This is a genomic window from Longimycelium tulufanense (genome assembly GCF_014645795.1).
GTDB lineage: Bacteria > Actinomycetota > Actinomycetes > Mycobacteriales > Pseudonocardiaceae > Longimycelium > Longimycelium tulufanense.
This window is the reverse complement of the sequence record NZ_BMMK01000010.1, coordinates 136,796-151,381: the sequence shown is the minus strand read 5'-3', so window position 1 is coordinate 151,381 and position 14,586 is coordinate 136,796. Positions and strand designations below refer to the sequence as shown.

The window sequence follows — 14,586 nt, the reverse complement described above, 5'->3', positions numbered from 1 at the left end:
GTTGTCGCTGGCCGCGAGGCTACGGGCCCGGTCGGCGGCCCTCCTCGCGGCCGGGCCGGATGTGCCACCATGGGGGACGGGACAGCCCGGTGAGCCCGGGAATAAGCCCGACCGCCGGCGGTGTTGCCGCGAGGAGAACGGGCGCACACTGCAGGGAGAGCTGATGACCGCCGAGAACACCGTCACCCACGGCGAGGCAACCGCGACCGACGCCCCGACCCACGGCGTCGAGCTGAGCGAGGCCGCCGCGTCGAAGGCGAAGGCCCTGCTGGAGCAGGAGGGCCGCGACGACATGTTCCTGCGCATCGCCGTCCAGCCGGGCGGCTGCGCCGGCCTGCGCTACCAGCTGTTCTTCGACGAGCGGACCCTCGACGGCGACGTCTTCCGCGACTTCGGCGGGCTCAGGGTGGTCGTGGACCGGATGAGCGCGCCCTACCTGCAGGGTGCCGTGATCGACTTCGTCGACAGCATCGAGAAGCAGGGCTTCACGATCGACAACCCGAACGCGACCGGCTCCTGCGCCTGCGGCGACTCGTTCAACTGAGCGTCCGGCCCGGGCGTCGCCCGGTCACCGGGCCTGCCTGACATCCTCGTGCCCGCGTGTCATCCGCACGCGGGCACGGAGTTGTTTGGGCTCCAGTCAGTCACCGGCGCGGGCCTTCGGTGCGCAGAATCGATTCAGCCGAGCCGGCCTTCGCCGCCGACCTGCTGGTACAGCACAGGTGACCAGCGCGGCAGAAGGCGAGACCACTGGGATGGTCGTCAGCTGCCGTACTCCTCGAGATCGGCGACCTGGGCCGCGCAGCGGTCGTCCACCCGCCAGGGAGCGGCCGACCGCGGCTCGGGGACCGCCGGCGCGGTGGGCCGCAGGCCGTCCGGCAGCTCGGCACAGTCAGCGATGAGCTCGGCGAGCGAGCTCGGCTCGGGGGTTCCCATGACCCGACGCTAGGAACTCCGCAGCCTTGTGACCAGCTCTACTGGCGGGTAGTGCCCGCTCGGCGCACCCCGCCCGGCCCAGCCCGCGCCTTGCCGCCCAGCAAGCCGGGGGAGCTGCGGCAGAGGCGTGCGTGCTCTGGGGCTGCCCCGCACGTAGCCGTCGCTGCCTGCCCTGGCCGACGCGGCGCGAAGGCGCCCGAAAAGCCGGAGGAGTGCGGCGAACAACTCGTAGCCGGTACCACTACCGCGAACCCTCGCGGGGCCTCCTCGGCCAGGTACCGCCAGCAGGGGCACATTATTGCTCCGAATGGGTGGCCATCACTGTCATACCATCACCCATTCGTAGTCATGGAATTCCTTTCTTCCGTCTTGTTCCGGCACCTGCTCGCTGTTAGCGTCGCTCCGAGGAACGAGGCTGGACGTGACCGTGAGGAAACGATCTCACCTGGCCCGTTCCGCATCATTGGTGTTGCTTTTTCTGGGGGTTATTCGGGTGCGTTTCGCCCTCGTTGGGACGGGATTCGGTCAGGTGCATTTGCAGTGGCTTTCCGAATGCGCCGGAGCCACGGTGGAGGTGCTCTGCTTCCAGCACGACGCCGAGCGCGCCCGCCGGCTGGCCGCCGAGCACGGCATCGCCGGGGTGAGCTCGGACCCCCACCAGGTCCTGTCCGGCGGAGGGCTGGACGGCGCAATCGTGGTCAGCCCGCCCAACACCCACGGCGATCTGCTGAGCGCGGCGTTGTCGGCCGGGCTGGCAGTGGTGACCGACAAGCCACTGGCGGCTGATGCCCGCACCGCGCGGGCACTCGCCGCCCGGGCCGGGGGTGCCCGGGCCGCGGTGACCTTCCAGTGGCGGGAGAACCCGGCGCTGCGTCGGCTCCGCGACCTGGTCAGCCAGGGCGACCTCGGCACGGTGCTCCGCGCCGACCTCGAGTTCCACCACGACTTCCTGGCCGGGCCCGGCACCGAGTGGCCATGGCGGCACCGGCGCGCCGAGGCCGGTGCCGGGGCCCTGGGCGACCAGGGCGTGCACCTGTTCGACCTGCTGCGCTGGCTGGTGCCGGGGGAGTGGGCGGTGCACGCCGCAACGAGCACGATCGCCTTCGGCGAGCGGGCGAGTGCGGCCGGGCCGATTTCGGCCGAGACCGAGGACATCGCCGAGGTTCTGCTCGGCGAGGCCACGACCGGCTGCCCGGCGCGCGTCCTGGTCTCCCGGGTCTCGGCGGGCCTGCACGCGATCCGCGTGCTGGTACAGGGCGAGCGGGCGACCGCCGTGGTCACCGCGAGCCCGGACGACGGCCGGGCCACCCTCACCGAGTACGGCTCGGACGCGCCGCGGGGCACCGAGTTCCCGGCGCACCCGATGAATCCCTACCCCCGAATCCTCGACGCGTGGCAGACCGGCGTCCGCTCACCGGAGGTCGCGACCTTCGGCGACGGCCTCGCCGCGCAGCTTCTCGTCGAGCGGGCGCTGGCCATCGCCGCGCCCCGGACCCCCAAAGCACGCGTGCACTGAGTCCTGGCGGCGGTTCACGGTTCGCCCGTTGTTCCGTCGCGACACTGGGGAATGGAGTCAGCAGTGGCGGAAAAGATCCGGCTCGCGGTAGCTGGTGTCGGAAACAACATCTCCGCTCTCTACCAAGGTGCCCTGCTCTACGAACGAATGATCGCCGAGGGCGCCTCGGAAAAGGAGCTACCGGGGATCAAGCGCCCCCGCATCGGGGGCATCACAGTGTCCGACCTGGCTTTCGTGGCCGCATTCGACGTGCATCCGAACAAGGTCGGCAAGCAACTGCAGGACGCGATTCTGGCCGAGCCCAACAACTACCCCCGCCTGGACGTCGGCCTGCCCACGTCGGGATGCCGGGTCGCCCCCGGCCTGACCGAGGCGGAGGCCGCCGACAGGAGCGGGCCGGGGTTCCGGCGGTTGGTGGACCAGCTGCGGCGCAGCAACGCCGAGGTCCTGCTGTACTCGCTGCCCACCGGGCTGCAGTGGGCCGCCGAGGCGTACGCGTGGGCCGCGCTGGAGGCCGGCGTGGCCGTGGTCAACTGCACCCCGGAGGTGGTGGCGCGCTCCCCGGAGATCATGGCGGCCTTCCGCCGTGGCGGTGTCCCGCTGGTCGGTGACGACCTGGCCAGCCACCTCGGCACCTCGGTGGTGCACCGCGCGTTGCTCGGCCTGCTCAGTGAGCGCGGGTTGACCCTCTCCAGCTCCTACCAGCTCAACTTCGGCGGCAACGAGGACTTCCGCAACCTGCGCGACCGCGGTGACAGCAAGCGGCAGTCCAAGCTCAACGCGCTCGCCCAGGAGGGGCTGGACACCAGCAACGTCGAGATCATCCCCTCCGCCGGCTACGTGCCGCACCTGATGGACCACAAGGTCGCGATGCTCAACATCGAGGGCATGGGCTGGGCGGGCACACCGGTGTCGATCGACCTGAAGCTGAAGGTGCAGGACTCCAGCAACGCCGCCGGCGTGATCATCGACCTGGTGCGGATCGCCGCCGCGAGCCGGCGCCGCGGCCTGTCCGGCTTCCCCGCCGCGGCCACCCGCGTGCTCAAGTCCCCGCCCGAGGGCCACCCCGCGTACAGCGAGGCGGCCGTGCAGGAGAGCTTCCGCCAGCTCGACGGCACCGCCTTCAACGGCGACGGGTCACGGGCGTTGGCCGACACCGCCAGCCACGGCTGAACGGGGAGGCACGACGTCGGCACGGATGGCCTTCGACATGGGAACGAGGACGTGATGACCGCGCGGGTCGTGGTGCTGGCCTACCCCGGCGTCGACGAGCTGGACCTGTTCGGGGCCTTCGCCGTGCTGGCGAAGGCCGCGACGGTCGGCGCGGCCGGCGCCGGGGACGACGGCCCCGCGCTGGCGGTCCGGCTCGCCGCCGCCACGTCGCCGGTGACCGCCTCCGCCGGTACCACCTTCGACGTCGGCATGGGTCTGGACGCGCTCGCGGGTGCCGCGGCGGTCGTGGTGCCGGGCGGGCGGGGCGCGAGCGACGCCTCCGCCGACTCTCGCCTTCTCGCCGCGTTGCGCATGGCGGCCGCCGGCGGAACCCATGTGTACTCGGTCTGCTCCGGTGCCTTCGTCGTGGCCGCGGCCGGACTGGCCGAAGGTCGCCACATCGCGGTGCACCATGCCAAACGGGCGCAGCTGACCGGTGTTGGCGAGGTGGTCGCCGGCCTGGTCCGGGACGGTGACCTCTGCTCGGTGGGAGGCGACCCGGCACCGTCGGTCAAGTCGGTGGACCTGGCCTTCCAGGTCCTGGCCGATCTGGCCCCGGACCTGGTCGAGCCGGTGTCGGCGCGCACCGAGATCCAGCCCGGGCGGACGCCCGCGGAGGTGCCGCGATGACCGGACCGGTCCTGGTCACCGGGGCGAGCCGGGGGATCGGCCGCGCCGTTGCGCAGGCACTGGCCGCCGCCGGCCACGACCTGGTGCTGTGGTCGCGCTCGGCCGGCGAGTTGGCCGGCCTCGCCGAGCAGGTGGCCGCCCACGGTGTCGCGGCGCGGGTGGCCAGCGTGGATGTGGGCGACGCGGACCAGGTTGCCGCGGCCGCCCACGCGACCCTCGATCCCACGGCGGGGTTGGGGGGAGTGGTGCTCAACGCCGGCGGCGGCCGGTGGTCTCCGCTGCCCGAGATCGAACTGGCCGACTGGCGGAACACCATCGCCACCAACCTCGATGGCGCGTTCCACACGCTACGCGCGGCACTGCCCCTGCTGACCGCGCGCCCCGGCGGGCTTCTCGTCGGGTTGCTCTCCGACTCGGTGCTGCACCCGTTCCCCGGGCGTGCCGCCTATTCGGCGGCGAAGTCGGGCATGCGCGCCCTGCTCGAGGTCGCTCGTCGGGAGTTACGGCCGCACGGCGTTCGCGTGAGCCTGTTGCTGCCCAGCCGCGTTGACACCTACTTCCAGGGCGCGCATGACGAGGCCCGCCCGGGCACCCGGGCCGACGCGCTCTCCGCCGAGCAGGTCGCCGATGTCGTCACGTACCTGTTCGGCCTGCCGGTCGCCGTCGAGCTGCGCGAGGTGCAGCTGGCGGCGATGACCACCACGTTCGGACCGTTTCCGGAAAGGGTTTGCCCATGACGGAACAGCAGTCGCAGCAGCCGGTCGCGCTCGTGCCGGCCGGCCACTCCAAACCCATTGGCCGGTACTCCCCGGGAGTCGCGCTTTCCCTGCCGCTGGCCGGAAAGCTCGTCTTCGTCAGCGGGCAAGTGGCCACGGACCAGCATGGCAACGTGCTCTCCCCGGGCGATGCCGGGGGACAGACCAGGGTTGTCTTCGAGCGGATCCGCGGTGTGCTGCGGGCGGCCGGTGGCGACCTCCCGGACATCGTCAACCTCGTGGTCTATGTCGCCGACGTGAAGCGCGACTTCACCGAGATCTCCACCGTACGCAACGAGATGCTCGGCGAGCCCGCCCCCGCGAGCACCCTGGTCGAGGTGTCCCGGCTGGCCGAAGAGGGTTGCCTGGTGGAGATCAGCGCGATCGCCGTGGTGGGCGGCTGAACGTGGTGACGGCGGGGACCAGCGGCCCGAACGTGGCCGAACCGGAGTGGGCACAGGCACTGCGGGACACCGCAGCCGCGGCGCGCGTGCTCGTGGTCGGCTCCCTCAACGTCGACCTGCTGTTGCAGGCCGAGTCTCCGCCGGGCGACGAGGGCGCGGTTGTCGTGCATGAGGTCAGTACCGCGGTGGGTGGGCATGCCGGTAACTGCGCCTCCGCACTGGCCGCGCTGGGCATTGCGGTCCACCTCCTCGGTGCGGTGGGCCGCGACGCCGACGGCGACCTGATACTCAGCGACCTCACCGAACGCGGAATCGACGCCTCGGCGGTGCGACGCCATCCCACCGAGCCGACCGGGCGCGTCATCATCCCGATATTCGGTGCCGAGCACTACATGCTGCTTTGCCGTGGTGCCAACGAAACCCTCACCGCGCGGGACACCACGGCGCTCGAACTGTCCGGTTTCGACGCGGTCGTGCTCTTCGACCCGAGCCTAGAGGCGTTGCGCGGCGTCGTGGAGGCCGTTTCCGCAGCACCGCAACGTCCGCTGCTCTGCTGGAACCCGGGCGGCGTCTACGTGCGGAACCCCGTGGCGACCGAGGTGGTACCGCACTGCGACGTGCTGTTCCTCAACCGGAACGAGTACGAGCACCTCCGGGCAAGAACCCATTTGGAGCAAGGTGGAAATGGCCCCGAGGTCGTGGTGACGCTCGGTGCTGCCGGCTCCCGCCTGTTGGGACGGGCGGACCCCATCACCGTTCCGGGCCATCCCACAACAATGGTCGACCCCGTCGGTGCTGGTGACGCCTTCGCGGCCAGTTATTTGCTTGCGAAATTAGCAAGACTTGAGCCGGAAAACCGACTGTCGATCGGTAACGTAGCCGGCGCGCTGGCCGTCAGCGCGACGGGTGCGCGTGCTCGGTTGGCACGGATCGCCGACCTGGTCGCCGCCCAGGCCCGGAGCATCCGGCACGACCAGGACCCGTCCGGCCCGTCTCGACCGCGTACCGCTGACGATCGAAGTGAGGACAACACATGAGCATGGTGAGGGACCTCTCGCTAGCCGACGAGGGGGCTCTGAAGATCGAGTTCGCCGGGCGGCGGATGCCGGTGCTGCAGGCGCTCACCGAACGGTTCGCCGAGACCAAACCGTTCGTGGGCCACCGGATCGCGGGGTGCCTGCACGTCACCACCGAGACGGCGAACATGTGCAAGGCGCTCGTCGCGGGCGGTGCGGAGATGGCGCTGTGCGCGTCGAACCCGTTGTCCACCAAGGACGACGTCGCCGCCTCCATCCAGCGGGACATCGGGGCGGAGGTGTTCGCCATCTACGGCTGCGATCGCGACACCTTCTACAAGCAGGTTCAGGGAACGTTGGCGGTCAAGCCGACGATCGTCATCGACGACGGTGCCGACCTCACCTCCACCATCCACAACGACTACACCGAGCTGCTCGGCGACATCGTCGGTGGAACCGAGGTCACCTCCACCGGTGTGCTGCGCATCCGCAACATGTCCAACGCCGGCGTGCTCCGGTACCCGGTGTTCCCCACCAACGACGCCGCCACCAAGCACCTGTTCGACAACCGGTACGGCACCGGGCAGAACACCATCGACGGGATCCTGCGCGCCACCAACATGCTGCTGGCCGGCTCGACCTTCGTGGTGGTCGGCTACGGCTGGTGCGGGCGGGGCGTCGCCATGCGGGCGCGCGGCATGGGCGCCCGCGTCATCGTCACCGAGGTCGACCCGGTGCGCGCGCTGGAGGCGGTACTGGACGGCCTGCAGGTGATGCCGATCGCCGAAGCCGCCGAGCTGGGCGACTTCTTCGTGACGGTCACCGGGAACCGGGACGCCGTCACGCTGGAGCACATGCAGCGGATGAAGGACGGCGCGGTCATCGCCAACTCCGGCCACTTCGACGTGGAGATCGCCGTGGAGGCGCTCCGCGGGGCGGCGGTTGGCCGGCGCGAGCTGCGCCCGAACTGCGTGGAGTACAGGCTGCCGAACGGCCGCGCGGTGGTGTTGCTGGCCGAGGGCCGGCTGGTGGGCCAGTCCGCCGCCGAGGCACACCCGGCCGAGGTCATGGACATGACCTTCGCGACGCAGTCCATGGCCGTGCAGTACCTGGTGAGCAACGGCAAGAAGATGGAGCCGGGCGTGCACCCGATCCCGCGGGAGATCGAGAACGAGGTGGCCACGGCCAAGCTCGACGCCTACGGGGTGCGCATCGACGAGCTGAGCGAGGGCCAGCACCAGTACCTCAACGACTGGCGCGTGGGGACCTGAGCCGATGGGTGGCCGTGACCGGGACACCGCGGTTCGGCTCCGGGCCGGCGCGGACGGATGGCGCGGGGTGATCGGTGCGAGCTTCACCCCGCGTTCTGCCGCCATGCTCGCCGGAAGCGTGCTGGCGTCCGTCCAGGCGTCGACCGGAAGGCCACCGACCGTGCTGGTGACGCACGATGGTCGCCGGGACGGTGCGGCGGCTGCCGAAGCCGTGGTGCGCGCGGCCATGGCCGCCGGGGCGAGGCAGGTGCGGTGGTGCCCGCACCTGCCCACCCCCACCGCGACCCACGCCGTCCGTTCCGGTGCCGTGGACCTGGCATTGCTGGTCACCGCCAGCCACAACCCACCGGAGTGGAACGGACTGAAGGTCAAGGCCCCTCCGGGCGCACCGTTGCCCAGCGCCGTGGAGGAACACGCGGACGCGCGCTACCGCGGCGATTCCGGACCTGTCGACGGAGTCGATCTGTCTCCGGCACCGGAGCCCGCCGCGGACCTGGCGACCGACATCCTGGCCGAGCATCTCGACCACGTCTGTGCCGCTGCATCGGCTGGTGGAAGCCGGCTCCGAGTCGTCGTCGACGGGCTGGGCGGGATCGCCGGTGGCCCCGTGGCCGAGTTGTGCACCCGGCTGGGTTGGGACGTCCACCGGGTGGGCTGCACACCGGATCCGGAGTTCGAGGGGCAGCGACCCGACCCGGCGCTGCCGACCTCCCGGCACCGCGCGGCGAACGAGGTCCGGCGCACCGGAGCGGACCTGGGCCTGGTCCTCGACGGCGACGGTGATCGGCTGTTCGTGCTGGATGCGACCGGCGAGGTGGTCGGACCGCACGAGTTGCTGGCCCTGCTACTGGACCACCGGGCACATCGTGGCACCGGCCGGGGCCGCGGGCTGGCGGTCACGGCGTCCACCGGCGTGCTCGCGCGGCGCACGGCCGAGGAACACGGACTCCCGGTCGTCGAGCGGCCGATCGGGTTCAAGCACCTCGCCCCGTTGCTCGTCGAGGAACGGGTGGACGCGGCCGGTGGCAGCGTCGGCGACCTGGCCTTCGCCGAGCACAGCGTGGACCGCGACCCGTTCGCGGCCGTGGTGTTGCTGGCCGATCTCCTCGAGCAGACGGGAGGTCCGATGGCCGGGCTCGTGGCAGACCTGCGCAGGCGACGGGGCCACTACCAATGGTTCGAGTCGCGCGTCGCGCGCGCAGCCGCCGACCTGCCGTTGCGCGAGATCGGCCCACGAGTACTCGACACCGTGGGACTGGCGGTCACCGACGTCACCGCCGTCGACGGCCCGAAGTTCCGCCTCGACAACGACCAGTGGCTGCTGCTCCGGCCGTCGTCGACCGAGTCCGGGGTCCGGGTCTACGGCGAGGTGCTCGCCGCAGCGGGCGCGGCCGAGCTGGCCGCCCGGATCGTCGACACCGCCCACCGGCAGCTGGACCCGAACCGACGAGGGAGGACCGCATGACCGAGGCAGGGCTCGCCATCATTGGCGGCACCGGGTTCTACAAGTTCTTGGACGATGCGAGGCAGGTCCAGGTCGATACGCCGCACGGCACGCCGAGCGCGCCGATCAGCATCGCCGAGGTGTCCGGCCGCAAGGTCGCGTTCCTGCCCAGGCACGGGCTCAACCACGACTACCTACCGTCCGAGGTGCCCTACCGCGCCAACCTGTGGGCACTCAAGGAAATCGGTGTCCGGCAGATCATCGCGTTCAACACCGTCGGCAGCCTGCAACCCGAGTACCGCAAGGGCGACTTCGTACTGGTGGACCAGTTCGTCGACCGCACCTGGGGACGCCCGGACACCTTCTTCTCCGGTAACGCCGCCGCACACATCAGCTCGGCACAGCCCTACTGCGGTCGGATGCGCGAGCTGGCCGCGAAGGCGCTGGCCAACGCCGACGCGACCGTGCACCCCGCCGGCACCGTGGTCGTCATCCAGGGCCCGCGGTTCTCCACCACCGCCGAGAGCCGCTGGTTCCACTCCCAGGGCTGGCATCTGGTGAACATGACCCAGTACCCCGAGGTGGTCCTCGCCCGGGAGCTGGAACTCTGCTACTGCAACCTCTCCTACATCACCGACTACGACGTCGCGGCCAAGGAAGTCGTCGGTGACGAGGAGGCGGAGGCCGTCTCGCACCACGGCGTCCTGCGCGCGTTCAGCGCCGACGCCGGGCGCGTGCTGGACATGGTCCGCCGGCTCGTCGAGGCGATACCGGCCGGCTTCGACTGCCCCTGCCGGCACGCGCTCGAGCAGGCCCGGACGTGAGCTTCCGGGTGACGCGGCCACCGGCCGAGCTGGTCGAGCTCGGCCGGGCGGCACTCGACGTGGCACGGGACCAGATGCCGGTGCTGGCCGGCATCCGGTCCGAGGTGGCCGGAACCCGGCCGCTGCAGGCACAGCGCGTCGCCGGTTGCGTCCACCTCACCAAGGAGACCGGTGTCCTGGTCGAGCTGCTGGTCGCAGCCGGCGCGGAGGTCGCCTGGACGGGCGGGGACGAGGTGTCGACGCAGGACGAGGTGGCGGCGGCACTGGCCGCGGAGGGTGTCGAGGTGTTCGGCCGCCGCGGCATGACCACCGCCGAGGTCGAGCAGGCCGTCACCGAGACATTGGGCGCCTTCCAGGACGGTCCGACCTTGTTGGTGGACAACGGAACACGACTGATCGAGGCGGCGTTGTCCGCGCCCGGCACGGTGCCCCGGCTCGTGGCGGCCACCGAGAAGACGACCGAAGGCTGCCGCCGGGTCCGGGAGTGGGCCGAGCAGGGCCGGCTGCGCTTCCCGGTGGTCAACGTCAACGACCTGGTCACCAAGTGGGAGGTCGACAACACCTACGGCACCGGACAGTCCACAGTGGACGGGATTGTGCGGGCGACCGGGGTGTTGCTGGCCGGCAAGCGGTTCGTCGTCGTCGGTTTCGGGCAAGTGGGGCGCGGGGTCGCACTGCGCGCCCGGGGCATGGGCGCCAGGGTTGTGGTGTGCTGTCGCAGCGCGCGGACCGCGGTGCGGGCCCGGCTCGCCGGTTTCCCGGTGCTCCCACCGCACGAGGCGCTGGTCGGCGCCGACATCGTCTGTACCGCCACCGGCTACCCCGACGTCCTCACCGGTGAGCACCTCGACGCGTTGCCCGGCGGCGCGGTGCTGTGCAACACCGGCCACTCGGTCACCGAGATCAACCTCGCCGACCTGGCGGAACGAACTCGGGAAACCAAGCGGATCCGGCCCCACGTACAACGCCACATCCTGCACGACGGTCGACATGTCGACCTGCTCTCCGGCGGCGGCTTGATCAATCTCGACGCCGCGGAGGGCAACCCGAGCGAGGTCATGGACATCACCTTCGCCAACCAGGCCCTGGCCGTGCTCGATCTTGCAGCCGGCGCCGACCGGCTTGCCCCGGGCGTGCACGAGGTTCCCGCCGAGCGGGACGAGGACGTCGCGCGCCGCAAGCTGGCCGCGATGGCCGTGCGCATCGACGCCCCCACCCCCGAGCAACTCGAGGTGCTGACCTCCGGCGGCCACCCCGGCTCGCTCGGGGAGAGGAGCGGGCCGTGACGGAGCTGATCAACCGCACCCGGCGGGCCGAACCCCGGCTCGAGGTCGCCATGGCGCAGATGCCGGTGCTCGGCGCGATTCGCGAGAAGTTCGCCGCGGACGCCCCGTTGTCCGGTCATCGGCTCGCCCTGTGCGGGCACGTCACCGTGGAGACCGCCGTCCAGGTGCTCACCCTCGTCGCGCTGGGCGCGGAGGTCGCCTGGTGCGCCTCGTCCGCGAGCACCACCGACTCCGACGTCGCCGAGCTGATCCGCGACCGCGGCGTCGGTGTCCACGGCTGGCGCGGGATGAGCGAGGACGACCTGCTCCGGGGTGCCCGCGACGTGCTCGCCACCTGGCCCGAGGGCCCCACGCTCGTCCTCGACGAGGGAGCCGTGCTCATCACCGCCCTGCACCAGGGGCCAGAAGACGCGCCGCGTCCGGTGTTGGCGACCGAGAAGACCCCGGACGGCCTGGCCGCGCTCGACCGGCTGGCCGCCCGGACCCCGCTGCGTTTCCCGATCATCAAGAGCGACGAGTCGTTCGGCAAGGAAGCGGTGGACAACCCGCACGGCACCGCCCAGTCGCTGCTGGAGACGATCCTCGCGGTCAGCGGTCGGCTGCTGGCCGGCAAGGTGTTCGTCATCGCCGGCTACGGCCGCGTCGGGGCCGGACTCGCCGAGCGTGCCCGCGGTCTCGGCGCCCGGGTGATCGTCACCGAGGTGCGGCCCACGCGAGCCCTGCTGGCGGCCCTGGACGGTTACGACGTCGTGCCCATGGCCGAGGCCGCCCCGCTGGGCGACTTCTTCTGCACCGTGACGGGCGCACCGCGGGTCCTGCGCGGTGCGCACCTCGCCCGGATGCGCTCCGGCGCCGTGCTCGCCAACGGAGGCCATCGCCCCTGGGAGATCGACCTCGACGAGCTGGACGCGCTCACGGTGCGGCGCCGGCCGTCGGGCCCCGGAAGCGAATGGCACGTACTCGCCGACGGCCGCCAGCTTCAGCTGATCGGGGGTGGCTCCATCGCGAACCTCTCGGCCGGCCGCGGCAACGCCAGTGAGGTGATGGACGTGACGTTCGCCAGCCAGGTGCTCGCACTGCAACTCGTGCTGCCCCGGGTGGCGGGACTGGTCCCCGGCCTGCACCCGCTGCCGCCCGAGTGCGACGACTTCGTCGCCGCCGCTTTCGCCCGGGCGCTGGGGATCACCCTGCCCGCGGAGACCCCCGACCTGGACGCGTTCACCGCGGTCCCGGTGGGAGGTGCGCGGTGAGCGACCCGCGGGAGGCCGCGTCGGGCCGGCTCGGGCTGTGGTGCGAGCTGGTCCTGGTGCGGCACGGCCAGACCCCCTGCTCGGTGACGGGGCGGTTCTGCGGGACGCACGACACCGGCCTGACCGAGATCGGGCACCGGATGGCCGAGCACCTCGGCCACGGCCCGGCCCTGGACGGCGTCGGCAGGGTCGTCACCAGCCCATCACTGCGGGCACGGCAGACCGCCGAGGCCATCGCGGCGCAACGCGGCCTGCCGTCCGCCGTCGACGACCGGCTACGCGAGCTGTCCTTCGGCGAGTGGGAGGACGTGCTGCCCGCCGACGTCGCGCACAGCGACGAGCACCGGCAGTGGACCGCCGATCCGGCGCTCTTCGCACCGCCCGGTGGCGAAACCGGGCTCGACGTCATGGCTCGGGCGGTTGCCGCCGTGCGGGACGCCGCCGCGGGTGGCGGTGGCATTGCGGTCGTGACCCACAAGGCCGTGATCCGGCTGGTGATGTCTTTCTTCCTGCGCCGGCCGCCGTCCCGCTACCGGGAACTGACCCCGGTGACCGTGGGCTCGGTGACCCGGATCGAGGTGCGGGGTGACCGTGCGGTGCTGCGGTCGATCGGCGACGTCTCGCACCTGCCGCGGCCGTGGCGAGCGGATCCGGACAAGATCACCGGAGACCCCCGCGAACGATCACCGGTTGTGTGAGGGCGCGGGAGTTCGTGGGGGTCGACCGGGTGCGGGTGTCCGCAACAACACTGCGTCGGCCGCCTCGGAGCCGACCGTCGAGGTGCAGGGCATCAGGGAGGACCGGTTGAGCAACGATCGCGCGTCGCGGACCGCGCTGGTCTTGGCGCTGGGGCTGGGGCTGGTGCACATGCCCGGTGTGTTACCGGCGCCGCTCTATCCCGTCTACCAGCAGACGGTCGGTATCAGCGACGCGATGGTGGGAGTGCTGTTCGGCACCTATGTCGGTGGGGTGATGATCGGCCTGCTGGTCATGCCGTGGATCGCCCGCCACCGCTACGTGCTGGTCGCCTCCTGCGTGTTGTCGATCTTCGGCAACGTGCTGTTCCTGGTCGCCGACAGCGGTGACGACCTGCTGGCGGCGCACTTCGTGCACGGGCTTGTCCTCGGCGTGTTTACCGGCGTGGTGCCGGTGGTGCTGGCCGACTTCGACGTGTCCCGGATGAGCAAGCTGGTCGGCCGGGCCACCACCTCGGGCAACGCGATCGGGCTCGCGGTCGGTCCGGTGTGGAGCGGGCTGCTGCTGCAGTACGCGCCGCTACCCGGGCGCCTGGTCTGGATCATCCAGATCGTGCTCACCGCGGCGATCCTGCCGCTCGTCCGCCTACCAGCGGGAACCCGGTCACGTGCGGAGCTGGCCGGGAGCGCGGTACCGCTGCGCACCACGCTGCGATCCCTGCTGCTCGGTGCCGCGGCCTACGCCTCGTTCCTGGCCGGGTTCTGCACCTTCGCCACGGGTGGCCTGCTCGGCTCGGTCGGTTCGGTGGCGATCCACTCCCTCATCGGGGTGGAGAACGGCTTCGTGACCGGGATCATCGTGTCCCTGTGTTTCGGTGCCTCGGCGGTCACGGGCGCCATCCGGGCCCGGGGGAGCGACATGGCGGTGGTGCGCAAGGGCGCGCTGTGGATGGCCGTCGGGTCGCTGTTGATGTTCGGGGCGATCGTGTGGGCCAGCGTGATCCTGATGGTGGTGGCGACCCTCGTGATCGGCTGCGGTCAGGGGCTCGCCATGCAGGGCGCCACCCAGGCCGTCGCGTTGCGGCACGGGCCGGCGAGCACCGGCGCGGCCATCTCGGTCTTCTTCATCCTGTGCTACCTCGGCACGACGCTGGCGAGCCTCGGTGTCGGCTCCGTCATCGCGGTGACCAGCCTCGCGGTGACCTTCAACGGCTTCGCCATCCTCATGGTGCTGCTGTGCGGGCTGGCGATGGTGTTGTCCCGGACGGCCGTGCGACCCACCACGAGGTCAGCCGTGGCGGGTGGGTGAGTTCGGCCGTCGGGTCGCCGCGGCACCGGTTGCCGCTC

Annotated in this window: 15 protein-coding genes; 14 read left to right on the top strand and 1 reads right to left on the bottom strand. The window is 71.4% G+C overall.

Translation table 11 applies throughout. From position 1 onward, the window contains the following. The first annotated feature begins 163 nt into the window (after positions 1-163). Positions 164-544 carry a HesB/IscA family protein gene (locus IEY55_RS12910; RefSeq protein WP_189057400.1) on the top strand — a complete coding sequence of 127 codons (381 nt, stop codon included), beginning with the start codon at positions 164-166 and terminating at the stop codon, positions 542-544. Between the two features lie 218 nt (positions 545-762). Here IEY55_RS12910 and IEY55_RS12905 read toward each other — a convergent pair whose 3' ends face one another. Next, positions 763-936 (bottom strand): hypothetical protein, encoded by a 174-nt coding sequence (locus IEY55_RS12905; RefSeq protein ID WP_189057398.1) that lies wholly within the window; start codon positions 934-936, stop codon positions 763-765. A gap of 421 nt (positions 937-1,357) precedes the next feature. Here IEY55_RS12905 and IEY55_RS12900 point away from each other — a divergent pair, with 421 nt between their 5' ends. The 13 genes from IEY55_RS12900 (at position 1,358) to IEY55_RS12840 (ending at position 14,548) form a co-directional block, all read left to right on the top strand. Then, the gene (locus IEY55_RS12900) at positions 1,358-2,452 is read left to right on the top strand and encodes a Gfo/Idh/MocA family protein (protein WP_308424755.1); all 1,095 of its coding nucleotides are present in this window, start codon (positions 1,358-1,360) and stop codon (positions 2,450-2,452) included. 63 nt (positions 2,453-2,515) lie between these two features. Then, positions 2,516-3,625, top strand: coding sequence for a myo-inositol-1-phosphate synthase (locus IEY55_RS12895; protein WP_189057394.1), 1,110 nt, complete (start codon positions 2,516-2,518; stop codon positions 3,623-3,625). A 54-nt stretch (positions 3,626-3,679) separates the two neighbouring features. Continuing rightward, entirely contained in the window at positions 3,680-4,294 is a 615-nt protein-coding gene (locus IEY55_RS12890; protein ID WP_189057392.1) for a DJ-1/PfpI family protein, read from the top strand. Beyond that, a complete protein-coding gene (locus IEY55_RS12885; RefSeq protein ID WP_189057390.1) occupies positions 4,291-5,031 on the top strand; it encodes an SDR family NAD(P)-dependent oxidoreductase in 741 nt (246 codons plus the stop codon). Before IEY55_RS12890 ends, IEY55_RS12885 begins: the two co-directional genes overlap by 4 nt. Beyond that, positions 5,028-5,453 (top strand): RidA family protein, encoded by a 426-nt coding sequence (locus tag IEY55_RS12880; protein ID WP_189057388.1) that lies wholly within the window; start codon positions 5,028-5,030, stop codon positions 5,451-5,453. Before IEY55_RS12885 ends, IEY55_RS12880 begins: the two co-directional genes overlap by 4 nt. A 5-nt stretch (positions 5,454-5,458) precedes the next feature. Beyond that, complete coding sequence (locus IEY55_RS12875) at positions 5,459-6,490, top strand: carbohydrate kinase family protein (RefSeq protein WP_189057386.1); 1,032 nt, start codon at positions 5,459-5,461, stop codon at positions 6,488-6,490. Further along, positions 6,487-7,740, top strand: coding sequence for an adenosylhomocysteinase (locus IEY55_RS12870; protein ID WP_189057384.1), 1,254 nt, complete (start codon positions 6,487-6,489; stop codon positions 7,738-7,740). Before IEY55_RS12875 ends, IEY55_RS12870 begins: the two co-directional genes overlap by 4 nt. Positions 7,741-7,744: 4 nt before the next feature. After that, positions 7,745-9,205 carry a phosphohexomutase domain-containing protein gene (locus tag IEY55_RS12865; RefSeq protein ID WP_189057382.1) on the top strand — a complete coding sequence of 487 codons (1,461 nt, stop codon included), beginning with the start codon at positions 7,745-7,747 and terminating at the stop codon, positions 9,203-9,205. Next, positions 9,202-10,008: an S-methyl-5'-thioadenosine phosphorylase gene (locus IEY55_RS12860; RefSeq protein ID WP_189057380.1), complete on the top strand. Its 807-nt coding sequence runs from the start codon at positions 9,202-9,204 to the stop codon at positions 10,006-10,008. Before IEY55_RS12865 ends, IEY55_RS12860 begins: the two co-directional genes overlap by 4 nt. Continuing rightward, a complete protein-coding gene (locus IEY55_RS12855; protein WP_189057378.1) occupies positions 10,005-11,294 on the top strand; it encodes an adenosylhomocysteinase in 1,290 nt (429 codons plus the stop codon). Before IEY55_RS12860 ends, IEY55_RS12855 begins: the two co-directional genes overlap by 4 nt. Next, positions 11,291-12,544 (top strand): adenosylhomocysteinase, encoded by a 1,254-nt coding sequence (locus tag IEY55_RS12850; protein ID WP_189057377.1) that lies wholly within the window; start codon positions 11,291-11,293, stop codon positions 12,542-12,544. Before IEY55_RS12855 ends, IEY55_RS12850 begins: the two co-directional genes overlap by 4 nt. Beyond that, complete coding sequence (locus IEY55_RS12845) at positions 12,541-13,242, top strand: histidine phosphatase family protein (protein ID WP_189057375.1); 702 nt, start codon at positions 12,541-12,543, stop codon at positions 13,240-13,242. Before IEY55_RS12850 ends, IEY55_RS12845 begins: the two co-directional genes overlap by 4 nt. Before the next feature lie 106 nt (positions 13,243-13,348). Further along, positions 13,349-14,548, top strand: coding sequence for an MFS transporter (locus IEY55_RS12840; RefSeq protein WP_189057373.1), 1,200 nt, complete (start codon positions 13,349-13,351; stop codon positions 14,546-14,548). Positions 14,549-14,586 lie beyond the last annotated feature (38 nt).

What these genes read in the sequence shown, in the direction of transcription:
- IEY55_RS12865 (WP_189057382.1), top strand. Translation starts at nt 7,745, where the DNA reads ATGGGTGGCCGTGACCGGGACACCGCGGTTCGGCTCCGGGCCGGCGCG.
- IEY55_RS12885 (WP_189057390.1), top strand. Translation starts at nt 4,291, where the DNA reads ATGACCGGACCGGTCCTGGTCACCGGGGCGAGCCGGGGGATCGGCCGC.
- IEY55_RS12860 (WP_189057380.1), top strand. Translation starts at nt 9,202, where the DNA reads ATGACCGAGGCAGGGCTCGCCATCATTGGCGGCACCGGGTTCTACAAG.
- IEY55_RS12910 (WP_189057400.1), top strand. Translation starts at nt 164, where the DNA reads ATGACCGCCGAGAACACCGTCACCCACGGCGAGGCAACCGCGACCGAC.
- IEY55_RS12880 (WP_189057388.1), top strand. Translation starts at nt 5,028, where the DNA reads ATGACGGAACAGCAGTCGCAGCAGCCGGTCGCGCTCGTGCCGGCCGGC.
- IEY55_RS12870 (WP_189057384.1), top strand. Translation starts at nt 6,487, where the DNA reads ATGAGCATGGTGAGGGACCTCTCGCTAGCCGACGAGGGGGCTCTGAAG.
- IEY55_RS12890 (WP_189057392.1), top strand. Translation starts at nt 3,680, where the DNA reads ATGACCGCGCGGGTCGTGGTGCTGGCCTACCCCGGCGTCGACGAGCTG.
- IEY55_RS12905 (WP_189057398.1), bottom strand. Translation starts at nt 936, where the DNA reads ATGGGAACCCCCGAGCCGAGCTCGCTCGCCGAGCTCATCGCTGACTGT.